Source organism: Niabella ginsenosidivorans (assembly GCF_001654455.1).
Taxonomy (GTDB): Bacteria; Bacteroidota; Bacteroidia; order Chitinophagales; family Chitinophagaceae; genus Niabella; species Niabella ginsenosidivorans.
Genome location: NZ_CP015772.1, coordinates 230,669 through 256,996, shown reverse-complemented (window position 1 = coordinate 256,996; position 26,328 = coordinate 230,669). Strand labels below are relative to the sequence as shown.

Annotated in this window: 17 protein-coding genes; 1 reads left to right on the top strand and 16 read right to left on the bottom strand. The window is 45.5% G+C overall.

The annotated features are described in order from the left end of the window. Positions 1-50: 50 nt before the first annotated feature. The 6 genes from A8C56_RS01125 to A8C56_RS01100 all read right to left on the bottom strand — a co-directional run bounded on the left by A8C56_RS01125 (position 51) and on the right by A8C56_RS01100 (position 11,036). Positions 51-755: an SGNH/GDSL hydrolase family protein gene (locus A8C56_RS01125; RefSeq protein WP_067750945.1), complete on the bottom strand. Its 705-nt coding sequence runs from the start codon at positions 753-755 to the stop codon at positions 51-53. A 31-nt stretch (positions 756-786) separates the two neighbouring features. Continuing rightward, a complete protein-coding gene (locus A8C56_RS01120) occupies positions 787-3,315 on the bottom strand; it encodes a hypothetical protein (RefSeq protein ID WP_071609309.1) in 2,529 nt (842 codons plus the stop codon). Between the two features lie 39 nt (positions 3,316-3,354). Continuing rightward, positions 3,355-4,791, bottom strand: coding sequence for a RagB/SusD family nutrient uptake outer membrane protein (locus tag A8C56_RS01115; RefSeq protein WP_067750943.1), 1,437 nt, complete (start codon positions 4,789-4,791; stop codon positions 3,355-3,357). A gap of 18 nt (positions 4,792-4,809) precedes the next feature. Further along, a complete protein-coding gene (locus tag A8C56_RS01110) occupies positions 4,810-8,007 on the bottom strand; it encodes a SusC/RagA family TonB-linked outer membrane protein (protein ID WP_067750939.1) in 3,198 nt (1,065 codons plus the stop codon). A 129-nt stretch (positions 8,008-8,136) separates the two neighbouring features. Continuing rightward, positions 8,137-9,630, bottom strand: a complete 1,494-nt coding sequence (locus A8C56_RS01105) for an L-fucose/L-arabinose isomerase family protein (protein ID WP_067750937.1) — start codon at positions 9,628-9,630, stop codon at positions 8,137-8,139. Positions 9,631-9,797: 167 nt separating this feature from the next. Then, a complete protein-coding gene (locus A8C56_RS01100; RefSeq protein WP_067761431.1) occupies positions 9,798-11,036 on the bottom strand; it encodes an MFS transporter in 1,239 nt (412 codons plus the stop codon). A 211-nt stretch (positions 11,037-11,247) separates the two neighbouring features. Here A8C56_RS01100 and A8C56_RS01095 point away from each other — a divergent pair, with 211 nt between their 5' ends. Continuing rightward, positions 11,248-12,000 carry a GntR family transcriptional regulator gene (locus tag A8C56_RS01095; RefSeq protein WP_067750934.1) on the top strand — a complete coding sequence of 251 codons (753 nt, stop codon included), beginning with the start codon at positions 11,248-11,250 and terminating at the stop codon, positions 11,998-12,000. Positions 12,001-12,056: 56 nt separating this feature from the next. On the opposite strand, the gene A8C56_RS01090 is transcribed toward A8C56_RS01095, so the two are convergent. The 10 genes from A8C56_RS01090 to A8C56_RS01045 all read right to left on the bottom strand — a co-directional run bounded on the left by A8C56_RS01090 (position 12,057) and on the right by A8C56_RS01045 (position 26,300). After that, entirely contained in the window at positions 12,057-12,734 is a 678-nt protein-coding gene (locus tag A8C56_RS01090) for an SGNH/GDSL hydrolase family protein (RefSeq protein WP_067750932.1), read from the bottom strand. A 45-nt stretch (positions 12,735-12,779) separates the two neighbouring features. Beyond that, positions 12,780-13,649 carry an endonuclease/exonuclease/phosphatase family protein gene (locus A8C56_RS01085; RefSeq protein WP_067750927.1) on the bottom strand — a complete coding sequence of 290 codons (870 nt, stop codon included), beginning with the start codon at positions 13,647-13,649 and terminating at the stop codon, positions 12,780-12,782. Between the two features lie 297 nt (positions 13,650-13,946). Beyond that, positions 13,947-15,182, bottom strand: coding sequence for a glycosyltransferase WbsX family protein (locus tag A8C56_RS01080; protein ID WP_067750925.1), 1,236 nt, complete (start codon positions 15,180-15,182; stop codon positions 13,947-13,949). 359 nt (positions 15,183-15,541) lie between these two features. Then, positions 15,542-16,603: a glycoside hydrolase family 99-like domain-containing protein gene (locus A8C56_RS01075; RefSeq protein WP_084489902.1), complete on the bottom strand. Its 1,062-nt coding sequence runs from the start codon at positions 16,601-16,603 to the stop codon at positions 15,542-15,544. A 23-nt stretch (positions 16,604-16,626) separates the two neighbouring features. After that, a complete protein-coding gene (locus A8C56_RS01070) occupies positions 16,627-17,388 on the bottom strand; it encodes a PIG-L deacetylase family protein (RefSeq protein ID WP_067750923.1) in 762 nt (253 codons plus the stop codon). A gap of 76 nt (positions 17,389-17,464) precedes the next feature. Next, positions 17,465-18,397, bottom strand: a complete 933-nt coding sequence (locus A8C56_RS01065; RefSeq protein WP_067761425.1) for a metallophosphoesterase — start codon at positions 18,395-18,397, stop codon at positions 17,465-17,467. A gap of 59 nt (positions 18,398-18,456) precedes the next feature. Beyond that, the gene (locus tag A8C56_RS01060) at positions 18,457-19,791 is read right to left on the bottom strand and encodes a cellulase family glycosylhydrolase (RefSeq protein WP_084489900.1); all 1,335 of its coding nucleotides are present in this window, start codon (positions 19,789-19,791) and stop codon (positions 18,457-18,459) included. Positions 19,792-19,893: 102 nt separating this feature from the next. Continuing rightward, complete coding sequence (locus A8C56_RS01055; protein ID WP_067761419.1) at positions 19,894-21,663, bottom strand: RagB/SusD family nutrient uptake outer membrane protein; 1,770 nt, start codon at positions 21,661-21,663, stop codon at positions 19,894-19,896. A 20-nt stretch (positions 21,664-21,683) separates the two neighbouring features. Then, positions 21,684-25,025 (bottom strand): SusC/RagA family TonB-linked outer membrane protein, encoded by a 3,342-nt coding sequence (locus tag A8C56_RS01050; protein ID WP_218917227.1) that lies wholly within the window; start codon positions 25,023-25,025, stop codon positions 21,684-21,686. Between the two features lie 198 nt (positions 25,026-25,223). Then, on the bottom strand, positions 25,224-26,300 hold the full coding sequence (locus A8C56_RS01045; protein WP_067750918.1) for a FecR family protein: 1,077 nt from the start codon (positions 26,298-26,300) through the stop codon (positions 25,224-25,226). Positions 26,301-26,328: the final 28 nt, after the last annotated feature.

Here is a 26,328-nt window from a genome sequence, read left to right as displayed (position 1 = left end):
TTTATTTAATTGGCTGCTGTTAGGCATCTGCAAGCAAAGGCTGCCGGGGCCTACAGATCAAAATATTTTAAAATGCCTCCGGCAATCAGCAAATGCCCCTTTTCATTGGGATGGTTCACCCAGGACATATAAGGTTTTATTGTACCTGCTGTTTGAAATCTATTTTTAAATAGCGCATAACTATCCACCAGTCCCGTTTTGTAGGCAGCGGCGAGTTGCCTGATCTGCCGGGCGTGCTGTTCCAGTATATTTGCACTATCAGAAAGATGGATGCGCTGATCGGGAGAGGGTGTAAGCAGCACTACTTTTATCCCCGCTGCCAGGGCCTGCCGGATCATCTGTTCCCATGCCTTTTTTGCTTTATTTAACCCAATACCTACATCATTCAATGCATAATCAATAAACAAAACATCCGGTTTATGGGCCAGTACATCAGCAAACCGCTTTTGACCGTCAACGGAATTTTCACCTCCCTTTGCGGTAACAATGATATTGATCAATGCATAGGGATATTTTTCCTTTAACGCTTTAAGCACCTGGTAAGGATAAGAGCGCAACGTTTCTACCCGGTGATCATTCCAATAGCCTCCCGGAACAGAGTGGCCGTGAAATACAAGGTTAATGGTCTTATTTTTTGGCCACTGAACAGTAAGCTGTTGCCTGATTGCAGACAGGTAGGTTTCAGGAAGCGCTACCTGCCCCGGCAGGCACTGTGTTATCAGCAGCATTGCAGCAACACATAAAAAAAATTTCATAATTGTTTTTTTATAAACAGAACATCAGGTATTACCAGGAAACCACCAGGTCTCCGGTTACCTGCTCTATCAAAAAATACGTTCCATACTGATCCTTTTTTAAGCGGAACGGGTATTTCCCTTTTTTCCAAGGATAGCCCGCGTTTACATAAGCATGAAAATGCGCTTCGTCAATGCCCGGGTCAGCATATACCCGAACCGTAGCTGCTTTCAGCCCGCTGATCTGGTAGCGTTTATAAATACCCCGCTCACCGGAATGTAACTCCTTATGGGAGATCATTCCTTCCTGCTGTTCTACAAAGACCCTACAGGTACGATGCCAGGAAGTAGGCAGCGTATAGGCAGAAAAGCCATTCTCCAGTATGGTTTCAAACCCAAGCAGCAATGGCGCACCCCGGGCGAATTTGAACCGCTCCTTTACCGTGCTGTTGGGGTTATATCCTGAAAAAATAAAAGCATTTGCCGACCGGGAAATCGTCAGCACCGGGCTTTTAATTTCAGGTGAAAGTTTATCGATGGCAATCGTGAGCCCGAATTCCTGCAATGCGTAACGCAGCAAAACAGGCCCTGCAAAATACTGAGACGGATCATCGGGCGTCAGCAGCCTTCCTTCTGTAAAATTGCTGCTGTTGGTACCTCTTATATACAGCACTTTACCACCCTTCCATTCCGGTAATTGCCTAACCCATACCACATCTCTTGCCTGGCCTCCTTGCTGCGCCTGTGCAAGCAGTTGGGTATACCGATCATTCCGGTCCAGCAAAACGGTGGCAATGCCCCCTCCATTAAACAGGGAACGGTGATTGATCTGTGAAGGGAATTTTATAGTCATCTGGTCAGGCTGATTTTTAATGCCCAGTGTAAAAACCCCTTCCAGCGGTGCTTCATTTTTTAAATTCAGCATCCTGAGAAATTCCCTGCCTGCATGCTCTGCGGGACCGAAAAGAATTAATTTTCCGCCCTCCTGCACAAATTGCATCAGTTTTTTTTCCAGTGGCGTACCCGCATCCGGCACTATCGTCAGCAATACGGACTCCTGAAAGAGTGCCGGTTTTTTAGTGATGACCGACTGAAATGCAGTAGTGGAAATGACCGTATTTAATGGCAGGCCGTTATTAACAGCCTGTCTTATAAACCAGTCGCCATAATACACTTCAGACAGCCGGCCCTGCTGCCGGTAAGCCCAGTTATGATATTCATCAAACGGGTACACCCAAACCAGCGGGCCCGGCGCGGTGGGCATATCGTACCGGGCTTTCAGGATATGAGGGATCACTTCATCCGGAACCTGTGCAGGCATATTGCCATAAGTATCATCAACTGTTAAAAAGTTTAATTGCGTAGGCCCGCAAATAGTTCCTTCTTCATCAATCCGGCTTACCGACATGGGCAAATAAATATCATGCGGCTCTCTTCCGTACCGGTCCAGCCAGGGGCTGTTCAGCCACCAGGGATCATGCGTATAAAACCGGAACGGGAACCGGTGATCCGGCAGCTGTGCCATGCGCGACATATAACCCGTCATTTCCAGCCCAAAATCGCCATCCAGTGCGGCCCAGGGAGAATTGGGGGGCGGCAGCATATTAAAGCCGCCCTCATAAATGGCTTTTAAGTTTACGGCATCCCGCGCAAGATCTGCACCTACGGATAAGTTAGTACCTCTTGTCTGGATAGGGAAAACGGGGCATTCAGCCCTGAACAGTTTCCAGAACTGCAACACCTTTTCTGAAAAGCCTGGCAGCGCCTCCTGCCTAAATTCCTTACCGGTAAAAGTGGCGCCGGTGGAGGACCAGCCTTCTGCACCAAAGCCAAAACCGTTGCTGAACCAGATATAATCAAACTGCAGGTCGGTAAGAAAATGCTGGCTTTGCCGCCCAAAAAAAGTGCCGAACGGTGTTCCTTGCGGGATGCCGTCCGGATATCCTGCATAGTGTGTCTTATCTTTGTTTAAAATAGCGTAACAGTTTACAAAGGTCTTATGCCCCATTGCATTGCCACCCAGTACTTCCGGATGTTTTTTGTATTTGAATTCCGATCTGGCAAATTCGGGACCGGGATCGAATGTAGCGCCCACCAACACCGGTTTGCCGGTTATCTTCCGCCCTTCTTCCTTTAACGCCTGTACAATGGACCGGAGATCACCATAGTTAAATTTGGGCGGGTGATCAATATATAAATAGGCCCTTTCGTGAATGGACAATTCCTTTGGACCGGAACCTACCTCATGCCCTGTATTGGGATTTCCCATGTACATGGCCCATTCAAGGCGTTGCTGCATATTCCCGGTATAATCCAGTATTTCGGAACCATCGCCCGTCCATAACATTACCGAGGCGGTATCAGCATGCCTTAGCAGGGACTGCCATTGTGTGAATAGTTCCCGGGCAACTGCATGGATATAGTTCTTTTCATTTACTTTAAATGGCTTCAGGGAAGCTTCGAGCACAATATTATTAAAAGGTTGTCCCTTGAGCGGAGCAAGCTGGTATTGCGCCGCCATGCAGCAGGGCAGCAAGAGCAGGATAATGCCTGTTACTATCCGTTTATATTGTATAAACATTGTCTGTTTTTTGTTAAATGACCAAACCGGAAAACGCTATTAATACCCTTCATTTTGCGTTAAGGCTGAATTTAACTGGATCTCTGCCAAAGGCACCGGGAATAATGTTTCGAACGGCTCTATTTTAAAGCTCAATCCTCTCCCCTGGTAATAGGCATTTACCACCTCTCTTAATCTGCCGGTACGCAGCAGGTCAAACCAGCGCTGGCCTTCAAACAGGAACTCTACCCTTCTTTCTTTTTCCAAGGCCAACGCTGTGGCAGACCGATCCAACCCGGTAAGGTCCGGCAAACCGGCCCGCTGCCTTACCCTGTTTATTTCGGCTAATGCTTCCGCGGTTTTACCCAGATTATTTAAGGCTTCGGCATACATTAATAAAACATCGGCATAACGCAGCACTGTAAACGTAACACCTCCATCGGATGTTGAAACAGCTTCCCAATCTACAAATTTTAATGCGTAACGGGCATAGGATTTTGTTCCGTTGATCAGCGGAACAGAATCGCTGACAGAGGCTGTTTTTCTTTTATCGCCTGCTTCATAAGCATTAAACAGATCAAGGGTGGGCGTAATGCGCCCGGAGCCCTGCGCATTGCCGGGGAACAGCGCCATGCTGGTTATGGCGGGGGTAAATAACGCTGAATAATTATTGCCCAGGCTTTTGCCTTTTACAAATTGTATTTCAAATATCGATTCGTCCAGGTTATTATTGCCCGGGGAGAACAGGGATTCGTAATCATTATGTAACTTATATTGACCCAGGTCTATCACCTCTTTCAGCTTTGCTGCTGCCCCGTCATTATTACCCCTTGTAAGGTATACTTTCCCCAGCAGGGTTTTAACGGTACCCATGGAAGCTCTTGTTTTATCTGTATTCAGTGCAGCCGGCAATAGTGATTCAGCACTTGTAAGGTCATCAATGATCACTTTATACACCTCATCTACCGGCTTGCGGCTCAGGTCTGCTTTCATTATTTCTTCAGGACTGTTAAATTCCTCAAAGGTAACCGGCACCTCGCCAAACAATTGCACCATATAGAAGAAGCTCAGGGCCCGCAGGAATTTTGTTTCCCCTATGATCCTGTTTTTATCGGCTTCAGTAAAATTCACGCTCTCAATCCTGTTTAAGATCGTATTACATTTGGATATGGTTTTCAGACAGGTGTTCCAGATACTGTTTACGATACCGTTAGAAGAGGTAAGCGCGTTCTGCTCCAACTGCATTTCATCGATCGATGGAGAAGACCAGTTGATCTCTGCATTATCTGTTCTCAGATCTGCTGCATACTGAATAGCGCTGCCGCTGTACAGCCCTCTTATGTTGGCATAAGCGCCCAGCAATGCTCTTTCAAAATCGTTTTGATTATTATAAAAATCATTACTGCTCATCTGGCTGTTGGGAGTAAGATCCAGGAACTTTTTACAGGACATTAAGCCTGTCACAATCAGTAAAACTAAAATATACTTCAATTTCATAATTGCTGGATTTTTTTATTATAAAGTAAGCCTCAGGCCCAAAGAATAGGTCCTAGGATTGGGATAGGCAAAAAAGTCAACGCCGGCCATACCTACATTGTCTCCGGAGGTTGCGCCTTCGGGGTCATAGCCGGGGTAGCTGGTAATGGTGAACAGGTTGGTCACATTGGCAAAAACGGATAATGCCTGTATGTTGATCCGGTTCATAAGTGCTGCGGGAAACGCATAGGCAAGATTTATATTGCGCATCCTTATAAAGGAACCGTCAAAAAGAAGCTTGGTAGAACTGGCGCCAAAACCAAAAGCATAATCATTACGGATGGCCCGGGCTATTTTACCCGCACCGGGGTCTTCCGGTGAGCGCCACCTGTCTGCCACCATAGCCAGTTGATTTTGCACACCGGCCCCGTTCAGCAGCACCTCTCCCCCCTGGAAATACATATCATTGCCCTGGGAACCATACAGGTCTATGCCAAGGGAAATATTTTTATAAGAGAAGTTGTTCCCAAAGCCCCAGGTGAATTTTGGCCAGGGATTTCCTACAATCGCTTTGTCGGCCTGGGTAATGGTGCCGTTTCCGTCAACGTCCTCATACCGGTAATCCCCGGGCTGCACTTTAGGATTCTGAACCGGGCTGTTAGCTATTTCTTCCGCAGTCTGGAAAATGCCCAGGATCTTCATCAGGCGAAAACTGCCGATGGGATACCCTACCTGTGCTACCTGGTAGCTGGAAGTACTGATCGTTGAATTTTCCGTGTTTAATTCTAAAACCTTATTCCGGTTAAGGCTTATATTAAAATCGGAGCTCCATTTAAAATTTTTACCAACAATATTATCCGTGTTCAACGTAAATTCAAGTCCTTTGTTTTCCAGCTTCCCTATATTCTGCACAGAAGAGGAGAAGCCTGAGGCAGCGGGCAGCGAAACAGAGAGTAACAGATCTTTCTTAAGGCTCCGGTAGGCATCAACAGTAAGGGAAACCCTGTTATCAAACAGGCTGAGATCAAGCCCAAGGTTGGTCTGATGCGATTTTTCCCAGCGCAAAAGATCGTTGGCCAGAGAAGAAGGCACAATACCGGAAACCACCTGTCCGTTTGAAACGGTGGGGGCTATACCTAATAAACCAAGGCTTGCATAGTTTCCTATAAGATTGTTACCGGACAAACCATAGCTGGCCCGGATCTTTAATTCATTGATGGCCGGTACCTGCTTCAGGAAATTTTCTTCGGAAAGGCGGTACGCTACAGAAACAGAAGGGAAGGTGCCCCATTTATTGTCCGCGCCAAAACGGGAGCTTCCATCGCGGCGAAGCGTTCCTGTTACCAGATATTTATCAGCGAATGCATAGTTCAGCCGGGCGAACCAGGATACCATTGACCATTCCGTTGTGTAATCGGTACCATCGCTAACAATGCCTGCAGCAATCAACGGAATATCATCCGTAGGAAAATCTGTTGCCCCCACCTGTACCACATCATCCGTATTTTTCTGGGAAGAAAGACCCAGCAGGGCATCAAAGCGATGTTTTTCGTTTACCAGCTTTTTATAATTCAGGGTATTTTCATTTAACCAGTTCAGCGAATTATAGCGGGTGACCCCGGCTATGGCAGCACCGGTTCTGCTGGTAGCGATGCCGATCTTGGAAGATTTCCATAAACGTGTCTGGTTGCTGGAATAGTTTACGCCAAAGGAAGATTTAAATGTAAGGCCATCTGCAATTTTATATTCAAGATAGTTATTGGTAAACACGTTGGCATTTTTCCGCTTATCGGAAAATTCATCATTAATTAACAATACATGCTCTACCGGTATACCGGTTGGGTCAGAAAATTCTGAATAATAATTGCCATTCTCATCATATACCGGTATCGTAGGGTCGCTTGCTGTGGCAGAAGAGATCAGGCCCCGGTATTGCAGGTGCCCCTCTGCACGTGCAAAATCCCCGTAGGAATAGGTTCCGGCAAAAGATACCCCAAGCTTTAATTTAGAAGTCAGGTTCACATCCAGGTTGGCCCTGGTATTGAATTTCTTAAAATCGGAACCGATAATGATCCCATCCTGGTCCATATACCCGCCGGATACAAAATACATCATGCCGTTTTTATTACCGGTTGCAGAAAGCTGGTAATTCTGCACCAGTGCTTTTCTGAAGATCAGGTCCTGCCAGTCGGTACCATAACCCTGATCCGCAAATTGTTCGGGGTTTCTGAATGCCGGTTTTACATATTGCCCCGTGCCTCTTACGTTATTAGGATCTGATGCCTTGCCGCCTAAAAAGACCCAGGCGTTATCCCTGCCTTCAGCCACAAACTCGGCATATTCCCTTGGCGTAAGCAGGTCTAATTTCTTTTGCACCTCCTGCAGCCCGGTAGAATGCTCAAAATTAATACTGGCCTTTCCGCTCCTTCCTCTTTTGGTATTGATAATTACAACACCATTGGCGCCTCTTGAACCATAGATCGCCGTTGCAGAAGCATCCTTTAATATCTGGATCGATTCAATATCGGAAGGGTTGATGGTGCTCAGCGGGTTGATGCGGTTGATGCCGCTGGAACCGATCAGCCCATCTACGGAATAGGACCCGGATGCATAGCTGCTTACATTGCCGCCTCCGCTGGTACCAATGGCATAGCCATCTACCACGTACAGCGGCTGGTTGCCTCCTGTAATAGAGTTAACGCCCCTTATCAGCACATTTACATTGCCGCCCGGGGCGCCGGATGTCTGGGTGATCTGCACACCGGCCACCTTACCCTGCATCATCTGGTCAAAGCTGTTTGCTGCAGGAATAGGCACCAGGTCTTTTTGCGTTAAATTGGCTATAGACCCGGTAAGGTCTTTTTTACGCTGCGATCCATACCCCACTACTACTATTTCACCCAGGTCTTTTACTTCTTCCGTAAGCCCAATAGAAAGCGTAGTGCGGCCCTCTACCTTCACCTCCCGGGGCTGATAGCCCACATAGGTGGCGGTGAGTGTTGCATTGGCGGCTACCGTCAATGTAAAATTTCCATCCGAATCGCTTAACGTGCCATTCTTTGTACCCTTTTCAATAATACTGACGCCGGAAACCGGCGCAGCCGTGGAAGCATTCGTTATCCTGCCTTTAACAGCAATGCGCTGCTGGGCAGTTACAATAAGGCAACAGGAAACGAGGCTGAATACCAGCAACACCCATTTCTTTGGCAGCGTTTTACAGAACCTTAATTGTTTCATCTGTTTATTTTTTATTGTTTTAATGGTCAGATGGAATTCGCCAAATAATCATTCTTTTAGGCATGAATAATTTTTATGGCTCATTTCATAATTGAATAATCAGAATATTTATAATTGATTGATGTCTTTTTATTCCCCCGTCTGTACCAGCACCGTTTCAACATTCAGGTATTGCCCTATTTTCTGAATCGTTGAAGCATGATGCCCCACCCCCAATGCAAAATGATGGGTGGGGCCTTCTTTCATCCATCTGTACAGAAATGTGCGGACGTCCGGCTTAAAGAAGCCGCGCGTATTGGTATTACCGGTGGGCGGAATAGGACCGGCAACAGAAGTCCCCTCCGCTATAATAAACCTGAGTTTGCCGTTATAGGTAGCATTAATACTGAGCATGGTGATGGGACCTTCTTTTATTTTAAACTCCACACTGGCGCCGGAGCCATATTTTCCATGATATTTTTTAAGGCTTCTTAATACCGGCTTGCCATCTGCAATGGCAATATTATGCGGACCATCATGCCCCACCAGCACAAAGCCCTCATTAAAATCCACCGGATGAAATTCCGCAAAGCTGCCGCCTATGCCCAGCCTGTCCATGATAAATAAAGCAAAGCAGGTCTTAAGGTCACTCTCTCCACACATGGGAAAGCCCCGCGAAGTAAGCAGGGAGTTGCCCACTATAAGGTTAGACATTACGAGGCGCTCCAGGCTGTTTGCGGCTCCCTCATAATAATAGGCCAGCCCGTCCAACTCTTTTTCCTGCACAAAACGCTGAAGCGCTACTGTAGCCCTTGCCGCTGTTTCAAGATCTGCTTCATTTAGTTTTTCTGCAATAGGATCTGATGAGGGATCCGGTGTATCAAAAAAACCCAGGATGTCTTCTTTCAACAGAGCCACCTCGCCGGCATTGGCGTTTTCATAACCCGATACGATCTCATGCGCCTCGCATTGTACAATATGTGCGCCAAAGAAAGTGGTCAGCAGGGTCGCATCAGTATGCATGTCCAGCATGGCTTCTATGGGATGGCCGATATGGCCGATCCTGGCTGTTTTCAGATCGTGCAATACTTTAGCTATACGGCAGTACTCAGCTATCTTTTCATCAGCAGCGGCATCATCCTGCAACGTGCCTATGATCATTTCCGGTACCGGCTTTCCCATCCTGGCCGCTACGCCGGCAAATTCCGGCAATGAGCAGATATCATCGTTATACAGTTGCAGGTAGGTGGAAGCACGGGTATAATCCATTGCCTTATCGGGCTGCAGGGCCACCAGCACAATTGGCGTATCGATACTCTTAATAATAATTCCAAAAGTGCTGGAAGTGGCGTAGGTGAGCATGTCGCAAAAAATAAGATCCGGGCCGGCCGCTTTTAATTTCGGCACCAGTTCATACGCTTTCTGAACGGTGTCTATTAATCCAAAATCAATCACCTCAACCGGCTGGCTTTTGATCTTTTTAATAAGCAGTTGCTGTTTTTTATACATGTCATCCAATAACCCTTCAAACTGTGCCCAGTATTTATGATAGGCAACTCCAAACACGCCGATGCGGGCGGGAGCATGTGACTGACGGTGGCTTATTGAAAAATGAACCTGCTGTTTGCTATGATCTGTACTCATTATAAATGTTTTCTTTTATTTACTTAACGCACTAAGTTTGAATGCTTACTATTTTCTAAAGTTTGTATCAAAAGTCACCATTGTTGTTCGCCAGGTGGCGGATCAGCATCTAAAAGGAACTACGATTGTCAATAGATTCTGAACCAAGTTCAGAACGACATTACGTTCTATAATGACTTTTGATACAAGCATTTGAATGTTACCGGTGATAGTTTAGGAATCAATACAACAAGAAGCACGAACCCCAGCGGGTACATTAGCCCGGATAAAAACCATAATGGCGTGTAACCTGCGGCGGATACCACTTTGCCAATAAGCGGGTTCACCAGCAGGGCTGAAAGGGCACCCGCGGTTCCGGAAATACCTACAACGGTTGATGTGGCTGCAGTTCCAAATACATCGGATATAGACGTTATATAATTGGTAATCCAGAAACCGTGTGCAAACAGGATGACGGCCATCAGCGTTATGGCCCCCTCTACAGAAGCAACAACCGCAATAAAAGGCGCCGTCATTGTCAGGAATGCGGCTATCCCCATCACGGTTTTACGGGATCTGTTTAATGAAAAACCCAACCGGCTCATCAGCCGGTCTGAAAGCCAGCCCCCGATTATATTGGATACGCCCAATGCAAGAAAAGGGATCCAGAACAGGTTTCCGATCCGGTCAAAGGAAACATGTCTTTCTGCACTAAGATATTTTGGGATCCAGAACATAAAAAAATACAATACGGGATCCAGTAAAAAGCGGATCACAACAAATACCCATACCTGTTTCTGCTGTAATACGGCTGAAAAGGGAATTCTTGTCGGGAATAGTATAAAGAAATCTCCTCCGGCTGCCGGTTTTTTGGAGCGTATACATAACCAGCCGATCGTCCATAATATTCCAACAATCCCCGGCAATACAAAGCTCCAGCGCCATCCGTGGCTGCCGGCGATCCATATCGTAAGCGGGGGCGCTATCACTGCTCCCACCGCAGATCCCCCGATGGCGATACCATTGGCCAGGGCCCGTTCTTTTTTGTCAAACCATTCAGATACAGCCCTGGCAGCACCGGGAAAACAGCCCCCTTCACCAAGGCCCAGCAGGAAACGGAAGGAAACAAGCTGGCCAAACCCTGTTACCATTCCATGTAACAGGTTTGCAACGGACCATACGCCCACTGAGCAGGCCATTCCCCTCCGGCTTCCGTAACGGTCAATGAGCCAGCCTCCTGCTGTAAACATAAATGCATACCCCACCAGGAAGGAAGTGTTGATCCATCCATATTGAACATCGGTGATATGAAGCTCTTTTTGTATCTGGATGATGGCAACAGAAAGCACCTGCCTGTCAAGGAAACTCAACCCTGTAGCAATAAACAAAAGCCCAGCAACAATCCATTTAAGTTTAATTTTTTTCATATAAGCTAACGCACTAAGTAATCGTGAACCAAAAATATAATAATCTTTTATAAAAAACAAAAACAATCTTACCGGATATTCATTTTTGTCATAATTTCTTAATATGGGCGTCCCAAATGTAGTAAATTTACACCCTGCCCCTTTATGAAGCAGGAATCAGCCGGCATATTCCTGATCCAAACAAAGGGAATCAACTTAGTGCGTTAAATTTATGAAAGCAGAAGACAAACACAAATTCTTAAAAATAAGCCAGGACATTATCCAAAAAATTGAAGCGGGTGACTATTTGCCCGGAGATAAAATTCCTTCTGAAAATGAAATTATCAGTAACTACCGGGTAAGTAACACAACCGCCCGGAAGGCATTGCTCGAAATTGAAACAAAAGGCTGGGCCCGGCGGATAAAAGGGAAAGGTACTTTTGTTCTAAACCGCACACAGGACCGGCATTTATTGCGGACACTTGGTTCCATCGGCGATACGCGTATCGGCTTTCACGAGAAATTAAAAGCGGAAGGATTTGAACCCAGGAATATCATCCTTGAGAAAACAATATTAAACGAAGGCGTATCTTCTGAAATAAATGGGAAACATTATATCATAGAAGGGCCGGCTTTACTGGTACGCCAGCTGCGGTGTGCCAATGATATTGTTATGAAAGACGAAACAAAATATATATCGCTGACGCTTTGCCCCAAAATAAATATATTGCCTACAGATATCTCTTACTATAAAATTTACGAACAAAGATACCAACTGGGCCAACTGCATATTACACAGACCTTAGGAACGGACATCTTTAAACCAGACGACCCCGAAAACAATTTTGAGTCCGATGTGCTGATCCCCGTATTCATTTTAGACAGTGCGGTGCTCACATCTAACGATAAAGTGGTTGAACTGGAACGTTCTTATTACCGCGGGGACAAATACAGGTTTGCAATAATAGCAGGCAATGAATTGTAATAATATACAGCTTCCTTTTAAAGAGGTCAGCAGTAACAGTATAGAAAATGCAGGGCTTAAAAATAGCCTTTAATGGCTTCCCATATTTTTTCTGCGATCAGTTGCATTCCTTTATCTGAAGGATGTGCCGCCACGCCCCGGTTTTCATACATCCCGGTAGCCTCATTGCCCGGATCAGCGGATAAGGCTGTTATACTTACAAGCGGAAGGTGGTTTTCCTGCGCATAGTTCCGGATCAGCCTGTTTACATTCCGGTTTTTCCAAAATCCGTCCACCAGCACTCTTTTGGCCTTTTTTCTCTCATCCAGGAAATTCAGTAACCCATCATAATATTTTATAAAATTGCTATCTGCAGCGGCTGCATCCTTAACGTTTTCACCAATCTTCATGATAATGATATCCGCATTCTTAAATACTGCAAGCTGCTCCGGATCATAGTTCCTATAGTCTCTTTCAAAATCAGCGATATTCCTGTGCTCAATTACTGCTTCCGGCTGTTTTTTAAGGATCTTTACCTGAAGACGGTGCAAAAAATCACTATCCGCCGCCGATGCGGCCATACCCCAGTTATGCTGCCATCCTAACGCAGGAGCAGGTGCATGTTGCAAAATACTGTTTCCTAATATCAGCACTTTAATGTGTTTTTTTACCAGGCCGCTTTGCCGGCTCTTTTTGGATGTGTTACAGGCGGGAAATACAACAAGAAAGCAGATACTAAAAAATAAAAAGCGCATACTGTATATATATTTTTTTGAAAGATTATGCCTGGGAACTAGGCACTACCGTACCAATTCTACAACGGAGAGCACCGGCAAATGATCTGAATAGTACCTGCCTTCCTGCTGATCGCTCAGGGTTGCATGCTGCAGCACTTTTACATTTTTGCTGACGAAAATATAATCAATCCTTGCACGAATGGGCTGGGTGCTTACAAAAAACCCGCCGGCCGAATTCACCGGTCCGTAGTGCGGCGTTTCGGTAATTAATAAAGCATCCCGTAAAGCGCCGTCTTTGGTCATGGTTTCATAAGCCGTTGAGGAAGGCATGGAATTAAAATCGCCGGTCACAATTACGGGCGTATTTTTGGCAATAGAGTCAATCTGATACCGCAATACTTCGGCACTTTTCGTCCGGGCTATTGCTCCCCTATGATCAAAATGGGTATTAAAAAAGAAGAACTCCCTGCCAGATCTTTTATCCCGGAATTTGCACCAGGATGCAATCCGGGGATAGTAAGCATCCCAGCTTTTGCTTTCTTTTATATAGGGGGTTTCCGAATACCAGAAAGTGCCTTTATCCAAAAGCGTATAAAGATCCTCCCGGTAGAAAACAGGGTTACACTCACCATTACTGCCCGTTACCCGTGGAACACCATACCATTTATAACCGGGCAGGTCTTTTTCCAGATCAGCAATCTGTGAGAGAAACGCTTCCTGCATGCCAATAATGCCCGCCTGGTGATACTTTATTAACGCAGCAACATTCGCCTTCCGGTTGTCCCAGTTATTGATGCTGTCAATCGTGTTCTTATACCGGATATTGTAGGTCATTACGCGCATTTCTTTTGCAGACTGCGCCAACGCTGCAGCCGGCAATAACATAGCCAATAAAAAATATCCAAATCCTGCAAGCTTTTCTATTTTTTTCATGTGATATAGATTATTAAAATACCTTTTACTACAATCTATCGCTCTAACGGGGCTGACGCGTAACTTTAGACGGATCCTTTATGTTCTTTATACACCTATAGCATGGAGCAGCCCTGTCAACACCCCTTTCTTATTCCTGTTAATGACAAGTAGTATAAATAAATAAAAATCAATGTCGTCCTGAGCTTGACGAAGGACATTAATATCTATCGCTTGAGGCTTCGTCAAGCTCTGCCTGAAAGCGCTACTTGTCATTTTAATGAACTTAATTTTCCTATTATTTATTCCTCAATCTGGCTACCTGTCATATTTCCCTTCTAAAAACACCTCTTTTACCGCATCAAGGTAATCATATCCATATTGCATGTCAGGCAAGAGATAGCTGCCTTCCACCCATTCGTTCCAGGCATTGATCGTGATCAGCCTGGGCTGGTCCGGGCGGCTGTCCGCGTAACTTTTGGCTTTTGACAGGAGGGCGGCAAAACTTTCAGGTGTATTATGGTAATGTACCACATCCTTCATTCCATAGGCGGGGAAACGCGGGGTATCATCCCAACCAACAGATACGCAGGGGAAGAACGGAACCTTCATTGCCTTATCCCACTGCTCCCTGATTTTAATGGAATTGGTACCGTATGTTATATAATCTTCCACGCGGCCACCCATGTTATAAAAGGTTACGCTGTTGAATCCTAATTTGTCAATACGGTCAGCCGCCTGCCTGCCTGATTCTTCAGACAGGTAGCCACCGCCACCGTAGATCTGCTGCAGGTGTAATCCCGGGAAACCGGCTTTCTTTACTTCAGTCCTGAAATAGTCCAATGCTTTACGGGTTTCCTCCACGCTGTTATTAAAGCTTTGCATCAGTTTTTCCTGGCTGAAAATAGCAAACACCGGTTCGCCATTGATCTTGAAATAATTGGGCTTGCGGAAGTATTGATTGATGACCCTGTGTACGATAATTTTGAAGTTTTCCCAATCAACAGCAGCATTCCACAACAGGGAGGTGTCTTTACCGTATTTATGGTAATTCCAATAGTTCTTTTTCACATCGTGGTTAGCCCACATTATGTAAAATTGCATCTTCTCATTATTTTTGGCTCCAAGGAACCCGTCATTAAGGGCGCTTTCCAGGTACGGACTTTTGTCATACCAATACCAATCGTAGATGAATATATTCACCCCGTGACTGGTAGCTGCATCGATCCATTTTTCCACTACTTTGGGATCATTATCCATTTCGTAGCCCCACAAGGGCTGTTTGGGTTGATAATGGCCTTCGAAACGGGGATTTCCTTTTTTAATCACTTCCCATTCTCCGATACCTTCGGGCCATAATAATCTTTGCGCCATCGTATCGTTGTGGCAGGAGGGCCATACATACGCGGCTACGTAATAGTTGCTCTTTTTCTCTACAACCTGCTCCTTATGTGTTTGCGAAACACATGCCGAAAGCCCTAACAGCGCCAGAGCTATATTCAGATAAATAAAGACGAAGAATGAGGGGGGAAGGAATATACGTATTGTTTTCATCTGATTTACTTTTCTTAAAATTATTATGCGGATTATTTCCGGTTAAAATGTTATGCCACGCCGGGATCAAATCATCCCCAACTAACGCAGCTTTAAATGGTTTTGTGCGGATGCAAATCACGGTATCGTATTTTGCCACGGATTCCATCATTCTGAAACGCAGAACGATGGAATTCGTGGCATTATGAACAAGAACCTTATTGACGGCCAGTTACAGTAAAAAACAAACGGATACGTTCGTCTTGCATCCCGATTCATTATCAGTTGTCGCTGCTCTTTGTCAGCTCTCTTATTTTGTAACCCAATTATTTTGAAATATAAATTTACAAGGATCATTGAATATCTTTTAGCAGGGAAAGTTATTTCAGCACACGCCTGACACCATTCAGCAGGCTGTCTTTCATAGGCAATGAAGGCGTTAGCCAGCCACCCTCGCCATATTCATTCCAGGCATATAAGATACCGATCTTTTCCTTTGTTGCAAAGCCGGCATTTTGCAGCAACCATTTTTTCAGGGACCCCACGGAGTGCATTACTGATTGCTCACCATACCCTACAAGCCGTTTTTCCCGGTCTGCACTATCGCTCCACGGACGAAGATCCCAGTTGAGGGTAGACACGGGAATATAGGGCAACCGGGTGTTCTTTAATCCTTCCCATATTTTATACTCTGCATCTGCCATCTGCCGTACCGGTGTCAAAAGCCCGGTTAAACCGGACCCATGGTAATTATAACCCGTAATCAGGTCAAAACCGCAATCCACCGCTTCCTGCACATCATTGAAGCCGGGCCACACGCAAACGCCGATCGTAAGACCTTTTGCTTCACTTTTTAAGGAAAGGAGCGCCTGCCGTAAGGCATGCTTCGATCCGAAATTTTCAAGCATTTTCCTGTACTCAAAAAAAACCAGCAGCGGCTTTCCGTTCACGGTTAAATACCCCGGTTCTTTTATGGCCTGTATCCAGTATTTTTTAATCCGGTCCCAGTTCTGGGGGTCAATATAATAGCCTTGATGATTGGCAACCATTAAATAAAATTTTAACCGGGAACGGTTGGGAGAGCGCAAATAAAGTTTGAGTGCATTGTTCATAGGGGGATCATCAGAATTGTTCTTATGATCAAAATACCAGCAAAAGCTGAAAAAATCAAGCCCTGCGTCTGCGGCCAGGTCAATTTGCTTTTTTACCAGCTCCGGCGTACTGGTAACAAAGCTTCCCCATATGGGCTTCCGTTCAGGAAAGTCATTAAAGGTTTCCCTGATATGCTTTGTCTTCCCTGTCCATCCATCAAAATAATAAGCGCCGATCTGAACATTGCTTTTATTTTCTGAAAGCGCAGCAGGTTGGTGCCTGCCCGTGGAGCAACCTGTGAGCATGCAGAAGATCATTAATACGGCAGCATGAAAAATATTTACAGTCATAATAAATCTATTTAAGTAACGATTCAGATATTGATCTCCCCTTGCAGCCGGCCAGTCATCCGCACAAAAGCTTCAGCGGCCTTCACGCCTAATTCCAATCCCCTGAAATTTTCCATAGTCCGGTGACCGCTGGCCTCAATTCCCGAAGGGTCCTGGCTCTTGTGGCAATAAACCGCTTTCCACTTCTGTTCAACTGTTCCGGTAATATCCACATAATCCGTAGGATGAAAAAGAGCCGTTTGCAACCCTGTTTGAACCTCATAAAAATAAAGCCCAAATTTCCGTTCCTCTTTCATCCAGGCCTGGATGGTCAATAAACCGGCCACCTGGTGGTCCGGGTGGTAATCGACCGGCCAGTGGGTGAATATAATATCGGGGCTTTCGAAAACGATCAGTTCCCGCATCTTTTTCAGCCACTCATTATTCACTTCCGTAGCGCCATCCGTCTGACCGGCAAATACAGGTTTCGCTTCCAGTATCTTGCAGGCATTTATTCCTTCCTGTGTTCTTATCCGGGCGGCTTCCGTATGTGAAGCGCCTGTAATACCCGCCTCACCTGCTGTTAAATAAATGATGGTCACCCTATGACCCGCACGTGCCAGGCGGGCCAATGTACCTCCGCAACCCGTTTCAGGATCGTCCGGGTGGGCGCCGACACAAACAACCTTTTTAGCAACGGCCTTCCTGCCTGGCTGTGCCTGTAATAAAGCCGGCAGCGATAAAAGCCCTACACTGGCAACTGTGTGCTTAATAAACCTGCGGCGGTTATTTTGCAGCGGCTTCATAAATTCCTTTCTGTTTTCCGGATATATACATTGTTATAACAACAAAGCAGGTTAATCCTGAATCCGGTTCTTTTTTTTATTTTACCAGCCGGACATCAGTAAGTACAAACCGGCTATCGTCATCAAGCGTTTTATTATAGAAAGGGCTGTACATTTTTGCCGTTATGATTTTCTTTTTCAAATCAAAATCTAACAGCCGTATATAGCCACCACCATCATCTTTACACTGGTAGTCCGATAAGATCTGGTAGATCCTGTTACCACCGGTACCCTTATCTTCCCTGTGGCTTGAGAAGCATACATGCCCACTCAGCACCATAAAGACATTCTTATGGGGCTTTATATATTTATCAAAAATATCAACCACTTTCATGTCGCCATAACCGGCGTTGGTTCTGGCAATCTCGCCTTTGGGTGTGAGATGATAATGCGTCAATACGATCACATTATATTTCGGGTGTTCTTTTATTACCTGGTCCATCCATTGTGCTGCCCCCTCGCGGGCGCAAAATTCCAGGGTTATTACCAGGAATTTCTTTTTGCCTGCCTTAAAAACCTGGTAAGAGTTGTCGCTTTTTCCTTCTTCATATCTTCCTTTTTGCAATGCAAACCTGGACACGGGGAAGTACTCATTGAATTTTTGTGTTTTTCTTAAATTGGCATTTACATTGCCCGGTGCCGCGCTACCGCTATTGTGCTGAACCGCCTGCCCATCATGATTTCCGAGCGTAATGGCATAAGGGATCTTTGCCTGATCCAGCACTTCAAACGCTTTTGCCGCCCGCTGGTATTGGGGAATGGTATCAAAATTCACCAGGTCGCCCACATGCAGCACAATAGGTATGTGCAATGAATCTTTTGCCTTAGCGATCCAATTCAGTTGTGCATTAAACATGTCATGGCGGCGGGTAACCGCTTCCTGTGTATCCGGAAGTACCGGGATGGTAAATTTTGAAGAAGCGCAACTTTGTAAAACAAAAACTGTTAAAATAATATTCAGAATTCGCATATTTTTTCTTTTAATCCGGGTTAACGAGTTTGTACGGTTCTGGTTACGTCCAGGCGCCGTCAATGCGGCAGCGACCGGTAATAATTGTTAAGCGCTTCTAATGAATCTAACTGATAGGATCTGTAAGAAGGAGTTACTGCCCAATCTTGCATATAGCCGGTAGCGCCTCCCAGCGGGTCAAATACCCACAAGGCGGACAATTGAACCGAGGAGCCCCTGATGGCATTAAGATATTCGGCAAATTTCTGCAATTTATTGCCTGTATAGGATTCCTGCACTCCAAACTCGCCAATAAATAAGGCCCGGTTAAAGGCATCTGCTTTTGCTTTGGCGCCGGTAATAATATTTCCGATGGACGTGTTGTATGAAGCAGCCCCTTCGTTATTAAGATAAGGATGGATCGTAATGGTTCCGAGGTTTCCATTCTGCCAAAGCATCATCGTTTCCAGTGCGCTTTTTGTATCTGCGCCCCAAATGCCGTAATAACGCGAATACGCGCCCCATGTAGAAAGCGTATTCCCGCTGAATAGCGCACGGTTGGGCAGTCCTAATTGATTTTCAAAAAAACGTACCAACCCCTGGAACTTATTGTATGCGGCATTTAGCTGTGTAGTATGCAAGGTATCATCCCAGGAGCGGGTGGCAGGTATGCCTCCCTGGCCGGTAGCACTGGTGATCGGATATAGCCATTTTTGCTGCTGAAAGCTCATCCCTGCCGGATCCGTTTTAATATTCGTTTCATTGCCGAATTCCCATGCCCATATTGTTTTGTTATTTCCATAGCGGGTTACCATTTTTTGTATGTAGGTTGTAATAAAAGCATTTGTCTTATTACCTGCCTCTTCCAAATGTGCCCAGGCCTTTACTTTTTCACCCACAAAATCCGAAATAGTGGAATGGTTCCAGAAAAAACAGGGTATTAATCCTACATTATGGTCACCTGCAAATTTTACAAACGAATCAAGCTTTAGAAAATAATCTGCTTCACTATTTTTATAATAGTTCAGATCATCGGGATAATACCCAAGCACACTAAAGCGAATAAATGGGATGCCGCGTGCTTCCAGTTGCCGGATGCCTTTTTTATAAGACGTATCGGAATGCGAAGCATTTATAATAACCCTGTAAAAAGCATCATAATAATTTACACCGGCGCCGTAGTAATCAGCTCCTCCTTTCTTTAGCCTGCCGGTAGTCGCGTCCAGGGTAAGTACATCAGCCGTTGTGGCAAGTGTTGCTACAGGGCCGGGCAATCCGGTTCCCGAACTGGTTCCCGATACATTCAGATTCTCCTTTAGCTGCCTGCTGCAACCGTAAAAAATGATAAGCAGCAATCCTAAAATAAAAAAAGTTTGTGTATTGCTCTTTGCAATTGTTAAACAGGTTTTCATCATATATAAGTTTTGAGGTGAAGTGAATAATATTCCCGTACGGAAAGCACAACGCTTCCGCTTTCCCTTTTGTGGAAAATATCGGATCTAACAGATGAGCAGGAGTTACCACCCTGGATTCTGAGTCATACCCGGCATGCGGATCGTTTCTCCCAGCGGTATGGGCATTAACAGGTATTTGGGTATGGCCATTTTGGGTTTTACTACCACAATACGCGTATTGCTCAAAGAGCCATCGGTCGCTTTTACCCAGCGCATCCCGGTTTTTATTTTTGACACATTTACAAAATAATCGCTCCCCCATCTTCTGGAATCATAATACCGGTCTTCTTCTATGGCCGTTTCTACCCTGCGTTCCCGCCTGATGCGCTCCCGGAATTCCTCCTTTGACAACCCTGCCGGCAGGTCAGGCATTTTTGCGCGTGCTCTTACGGTATTTACGGCGTTATAAGCAATAGTTGTGGGTCCATTGGCTTCATTTTCAGCCTCGGCAAGGTTCAGGTACAACTCACCAAGGCGGTAGATCCGGAACAGGGTTTTGCTGGTACCATTATTGCGCATGGCCGGATCTACATATTTTCTTAAGTAATAACCTGTAGGCGACCGTTGCTTAATGCCTGAGATACCATGTGCACCTCCTACAAAAGATTCAATATAAATCTGTGCGCCGTTTACTACACCAAAATAGGCACCGTTATACCAGATGGAGGCATAAAAGCGAGGATCGCGGTTCACATAAGGATTTTGATCATCATAGCCGGAAGCCGGGTTAATAATAGGCCTGGAGTGATCGGCATCATTATAACCCAGAATAGGTATGGTGCCATCTTTCATTTCGTAAGCATCCACCAGTTCCTGTGTAGGAGCACAGCCGGGCTTTTCGGAAGGAAAAGTCGGAATCATGTGCATCAGATAGGTAATAGAACCAAAGGCACGGTATGTCTGGGTTCCGTAACCATAGCTGTCTGTTGCTTCCAGGATGGTTTCCTTATCGCCGGGAGCAGCGGCCTTATCCGGCCGGGTCAGGAAATATTTTTCATAATCGGGATACAGGGCATAACCATTTGAGCTAAGCGCATCCACTGCTTCTTTTGATGCATCAGCAGCCGCTTTCCATTTTCCGGCATTATTATCCGGATTCCAAAGAGGGCTTGCATTAAATAAGGTGGCCATCGATTTTACAGCATATGCCACTGCCTTCGTCATCCTGCCCCTGTCTGGCTCATTTTCTGCACGTAATGGAAAAGATGCAGTAGCAATTGCCTCATCGCAATCTTTTACAATAAACTGTGTACATTCATCAAAACTGTTCCTTTTGATACTGCTAAAGTCCTGCTCTCCTACAAGATCTTTATCAATAATAGGCATAGGCCCAAACATTTTGATCAGATCCCAGTAATAATGGGCCCTCAGGGTTTTTGCCTCTGCCAGCAGCCGGGCGCGCGTTGTCGGGTCTGGAATATTTTGCTCCGTTACATTGTTGATAAATACATTGGTCTTCCTGATGCCCATCCAGTTGCGGGCATAGAGATCCATGTCATTATAAAGTTGCGTTGCGCTCCCCGCCATAAAGGGCATATTGCTGGCGCTGAAAGCATCATTATACCAGCTTTGCAACTGGTGCCAGCTATCTGTTGGCACCTGGCTATCTGTTGCATCATCTGTAAATGAAGAGAGAAAGGTATAATAATGATAGCCGTGGCCGTATTTGCGCACCCAGGCGTAGCAGGAATTTAAATAAGCCGGGGTCAGATCGGAGCTTTTAAAAACATCTTCCAGGCTCATTCTCCCATCGGGCGTTATATCCAGCGGATCTTTCTTGCAGGATCCCAAAAGAATAACAATGCCGATGCTAAGTATAAAAAGTCTTTTCATTTTTTTAAATTGATACATGATCAAAAAGTAACATTCAAACCAAAATTGATAATTTTAAGTACCGGATAGGTCGTGTTGCTCAACAGCTCGGGGTCCCAATCCTTGATCTTTTGTTTATCCCAGGTAAATAAATTCAAGCCATTCATATAAAGACGTACCTGGCGGGCGCTGATCTTAGATACCCAACTGGAGGGCAGCGATACACCAATTTCCACATTTTTGAGCCGTACAAAAGACCGGTCCTGGATGAAAAACGAATTGGTAGTATTACTTGCGGAAACATTTAAGGATAATGCAGGATACAGGATTTTTTCTCCGGAAGCTGCGCGTTCCGGCGTCCATGCCTGCTGATGGTACTTACGGAAATCATACCATTCCCAGGGCCCGTCGCCTCCAATAACCCCTGAAACCTTGCTTACGCCCTGCAATAAAAAAGATATATCAAAGATCTTATAATTGATACTGGTTGCCCATCCCCAGCTAAGTTTGGGTACATTGGAGTATCCAAGGGGCATTACATCTTTGTTATTAATGATTCCATCGCCGTTCAGATCTGCATATTTAAAATCGCCGGGACGGAATGCCTTTCCTTCACCATACACAATGCCTGCCTGGTCAATCTCCTCCTGGCTATTATAATAGCCCAGCACCTTGTAGCCCCATTGCTGCCCGATAGAATACCCTGTTTCCCTGTAAGGATAAGCGTAAGAAGAGTCCATCCGTAACTCGTCCCTGAATATTATTTTATTATCATTATAGGCAATATTGAATTTACTGACCAGATTCAGGTCCCTGTTAATAGATTTGTTATAGGTCATTTCCAGTTCCCATCCTTTATTATTGATCTTTCCCATATTATACGGCGCAATAGAAGAATTTGAAACACCAATTAACGTGGGTATTGTCTGCCTGTAGATAAGGATATTATCTCTATGTTCATTGAAAACATCAAAAACAATATCCAGAGAGCGGAACAAGCTTATATCCAGCCCCAGGTTTAATTTCCGGGCTGTTTCCCAGGATACGTTCGGGTTACCGAAAAACGTTTCATTGATCGTACTGTTATTCTGGGCAACGCCGGGTATAGGCCCACCACCGCCCCTGGATACATTATCCAGGTACAAAAAACGGGTGTCGCCAATTTTGTCGTTTCCTACCTTACCGTACGAAGCCCTTAGTTTAAAAGTATTCACAGTGGCCTTCAGGCCCTGAAAGAATGCTTCATTAGAAATGTTCCAGGCCCCGGAGTAAGAAGGGAAAAAACCATAGCGGCGGCCCTTTGCAAATTGCTCTGAACCGTTATATCCGGCATTAAATTCTACCATATAACGATTGTCATAGCCATAACTCAATCTTGATGCCAACCCTCTTACATTAAAAGGCAGGGGGTCAGAAGGTTTGATCATCCCCTGCTGCTGCCCTAAAATAAGCGCCCCTACATTATGTTTGCCAAAAGACCTGTTATAATTTATGTGCAGCTGCATATCGAAGAATGATTGAAAACTGGCACTGATACTGGTTGAAATAGGCGTATTGTCAAAATCGGACCGGATCCTCCGGTAATACACACTATCGAACCCGCTGCTGCCTTTCAGATTGGGATCAATTACCTGCTCCCAGTACTGATGCTGCATGGCACCATTGAGGTAATGCATGGACCGCGTATCAAAAGAAGCCATTACTTTCGCAGAAAGCCCCTTGGTTATAAGTGCACTAAAGTCCTGCTCCATACCCCAGGTAGCCGTAACGCTGCTGCGCGTTTCCCTACGATAGCCGGTCCGGTTAATCTCAGCCCAGGGGGATTCCTGATAACTTCCGCTACCAATCAATACCTCTCCTCCCGGCGTTAATGGCCCGGGCATGGTAACCGGCCAAAGCTGCAGGGTTCTATGTATGATTTCAGGAGCAATTTGAGAATTTGAAGTGAACCGCCCATCAACATAAGGCCCGTTCACCTTTTCCAGCCAGCCGGCAGCGTTTAAAAACGTCTTCAGGGTTTTTGATTTATTTAAAACCGCATCAATATTAGAGCGGAAATTATAACGCTTCATATACGCTGCGGGATCCCAGCTCTTAGGTTCCGGGTCCACCTTAAATTGTCCACCCTGGTCTAAATAGCCAATGTTTACGAAGTATCCTACGTTTGATCCCTTTCCATTGAGTGTAAGATTATAGCGGGTTTGCGGTACCCATTTATACAAAAGTTTATCGACCCAGTTATTGTTGGGATAAGCCTCCGGCCAATCCTGCTTCTGAAAACGCTCCAGTGCATAGTCGGAATAGGGCGGAGAATCATTAGGCCCGGGATTGGGATTGTCATTATGCCATGCCTGGTTTTTCAGCTGCGCCCAGTCATAGGAGCTCATCGTTGTCGGCCACCTCGTAAAGGTCTGCCGCCCGCTTTCCACATTAAGTCCTATAGTAGGCACCAATTCTGTGCCTCTTTTTGTAGTAACCAGGATCACCCCGTTTGCACCGCGTACGCCATATAAAGCTGTAGCGGAAGCATCTTTCAAAATGGTCACCGTTTCCACTTCATTAGGATCTATGGAATTGAGTTCGCGCTCCACTCCGTCTACCATAATTAGTGGCGCCTGACCATTTAGCGTTCCTCTGCCCCGCATAAAAAGCAAGGTTTCATCGCGCCCCGGCTCTCCGCTTCTTTGTTGGGCGATCAAACCCGGTAAACGGCCGGTTAGCGCTACTGCAAGGTTTGCCGCAGGGCTTTGCTTTATTTCTTTTGTAGTGATGGTTGCAACTGAGCCGGTAAGTGTTGCCTTGCGTTGTTTTCCATAAGCAACCACCACTATATCATCTTCTGATTTTGCTTCCTCATAGTACATCGTAATCCGGAATTCCTTCTGGTTGCCCACAGCAATTTCCAGGGATACCATTCCGACCCTCGAAAACACCAGGTAATCTTCAGGATCTGCGCTGATGCTAAACACCCCGTTGCCATCTGTTGTGGTACCGATCGGCTTGCCTCTTATACCCACCGATACGCCTGGCAATACATTTCCTGCACTGTCCTTAACAACGCCGGTGATTTTTTCAAAAATAGCTGCTCCACTGCTTAACAATATTAATTTACCCGTTGTAATGCGGTAACTGTACGCTGTATTCTTAAGCAACTGCTCCAGCAGCTCCGGAACCTCCATATCTTTTACATCAAGGCTTACCTTAACATTGTTCAGCCGGTTGCTTTCATGATAAAGAAACCGGTAATCCGTTTGTTTTTCAATAGATTTAAATATTTCACGGATAGCCGTTTTGTTGGCAGAGATGGTCACTTTATTCTGCGAAAAACCTTTAGCGGCAGCCTGTACACAAAACAGGGTTAACATCGCAATAACCAACTTCATAACAAGCAGGATTTTCATTTTCCTATTTGCTCCACAACAAATGGCAGCAATAGCATTTTTTTGCATAAATTGCAGTTCTTAAAGATTAAAAATAATGGGACTGGTTTGCAAAGCATGCCCCAACGTTTTTGATTTTCCGGGGGAGATGTTGACGCATCTCCTCTTTTTTTGTTGAACGATTCCTATATCATTGTATGTCTATTTAGTTATTACTACTTGATTGTTCTGAATGCTATAATTAAACCCGTAAGTGAACCGCAGCGCTTCCAATGCCTCCTGAAGGTTTTCATTCTGAAAGACACCGGTAAACCGCTCCTTTAACAGGGAAGTGTCCTCTATGATAATTCTGGCATGAAACCACTTATTCATTTTCTCTGTTAGTTCTGCAAAATTTTCATTCTTAAACACCATTTTATTCTGGATCCAGGCAATTTCAGGAATCAGCCCGCTTTGTTCTTCAACGGCAAGCGTATCCAGAACAAATTCCGGAACCGGTGCCTGCTGTCGTAGTTGAACCGGTGTTTCACCGGTGTGAACGGTCACCTTTTCATTGGGCTTCATCAAAAGCCGTTGTTTTTTACCATTGATACGGGCCGAAAGTTCAATGGAGCCTCTTACCAGGGCGGTTTCTACCTGGTTATCGCCCGGGTAGGCGCATACATTAAATGCAGTACCTTTTACCATTACATCCACCTTTCCGGCATGAACGATCATTGGCAGTTCTGCTTTATGCACCACATCAAAAAAGGCCTCTCCTGTAAGGTAAATTTCCCGGTTACTTTTTCCAAAACCCTTATCAAACGTAAGCCGGCTGTCTTTATTCAGCCACACTTTGCTGCCATCCGGCAATAGCGTTTCAATGCGCTCATTTTTTGAGGTAACAGCACCGGGAGTATTACCCGGCAGCAATGCGCCCTGTCTTTGCTTCACAGTAAAAATGCCAAACAATCCTGCCACCAAAGCAACCAAACCAAATACCAGCACAGGGTTCAGCATCCTGCCCTTTTTAAGGGGTTTGCTATCGGGCGGCCCTACCTGATCTTCAGGTGCGCCCTGCCCCCGCAACCGGTCAAGCTGCTGCTGCCATTGCTGCTCCAGCCTGGCATTAGCTGAAGGAGCTGTTGGTATCCGGCTATTGAAATATTTTGTATATAACTCAACCCTGCCCGCCAGTTCCGGGTTTTCCAGCAGCAGCTGTTCCAGTTCCCTGATCTCATCAAGCGTTGCCTCGCCAGCCAGCTTTCTTGCCAATAAAAACCAAAATCTTGAAGACATTTTATTCTAATCTCTTATTATGAGCAGG

Coding starts and splice junctions, on each gene's coding strand:
- A8C56_RS01050 (WP_218917227.1), bottom strand. CDS start 25,025: ATGAAGTTGGTTATTGCGATGTTAACCCTGTTTTGTGTACAGGCTGCC.
- A8C56_RS01055 (WP_067761419.1), bottom strand. CDS start 21,663: ATGAAAAGACTTTTTATACTTAGCATCGGCATTGTTATTCTTTTGGGA.
- A8C56_RS01075 (WP_084489902.1), bottom strand. CDS start 16,603: ATGACTGTAAATATTTTTCATGCTGCCGTATTAATGATCTTCTGCATG.
- A8C56_RS01045 (WP_067750918.1), bottom strand. CDS start 26,300: ATGTCTTCAAGATTTTGGTTTTTATTGGCAAGAAAGCTGGCTGGCGAG.
- A8C56_RS01065 (WP_067761425.1), bottom strand. CDS start 18,397: ATGCGAATTCTGAATATTATTTTAACAGTTTTTGTTTTACAAAGTTGC.
- A8C56_RS01090 (WP_067750932.1), bottom strand. CDS start 12,734: ATGCGCTTTTTATTTTTTAGTATCTGCTTTCTTGTTGTATTTCCCGCC.
- A8C56_RS01085 (WP_067750927.1), bottom strand. CDS start 13,649: ATGAAAAAAATAGAAAAGCTTGCAGGATTTGGATATTTTTTATTGGCT.
- A8C56_RS01110 (WP_067750939.1), bottom strand. CDS start 8,007: ATGAAACAATTAAGGTTCTGTAAAACGCTGCCAAAGAAATGGGTGTTG.
- A8C56_RS01080 (WP_067750925.1), bottom strand. CDS start 15,182: ATGAAAACAATACGTATATTCCTTCCCCCCTCATTCTTCGTCTTTATT.
- A8C56_RS01060 (WP_084489900.1), bottom strand. CDS start 19,791: ATGATGAAAACCTGTTTAACAATTGCAAAGAGCAATACACAAACTTTT.
- A8C56_RS01095 (WP_067750934.1), top strand. CDS start 11,248: ATGAAAGCAGAAGACAAACACAAATTCTTAAAAATAAGCCAGGACATT.
- A8C56_RS01100 (WP_067761431.1), bottom strand. CDS start 11,036: ATGAAAAAAATTAAACTTAAATGGATTGTTGCTGGGCTTTTGTTTATT.
- A8C56_RS01070 (WP_067750923.1), bottom strand. CDS start 17,388: ATGAAGCCGCTGCAAAATAACCGCCGCAGGTTTATTAAGCACACAGTT.
- A8C56_RS01120 (WP_071609309.1), bottom strand. CDS start 3,315: ATGTTTATACAATATAAACGGATAGTAACAGGCATTATCCTGCTCTTG.
- A8C56_RS01115 (WP_067750943.1), bottom strand. CDS start 4,791: ATGAAATTGAAGTATATTTTAGTTTTACTGATTGTGACAGGCTTAATG.
- A8C56_RS01125 (WP_067750945.1), bottom strand. CDS start 755: ATGAAATTTTTTTTATGTGTTGCTGCAATGCTGCTGATAACACAGTGC.
- A8C56_RS01105 (WP_067750937.1), bottom strand. CDS start 9,630: ATGAGTACAGATCATAGCAAACAGCAGGTTCATTTTTCAATAAGCCAC.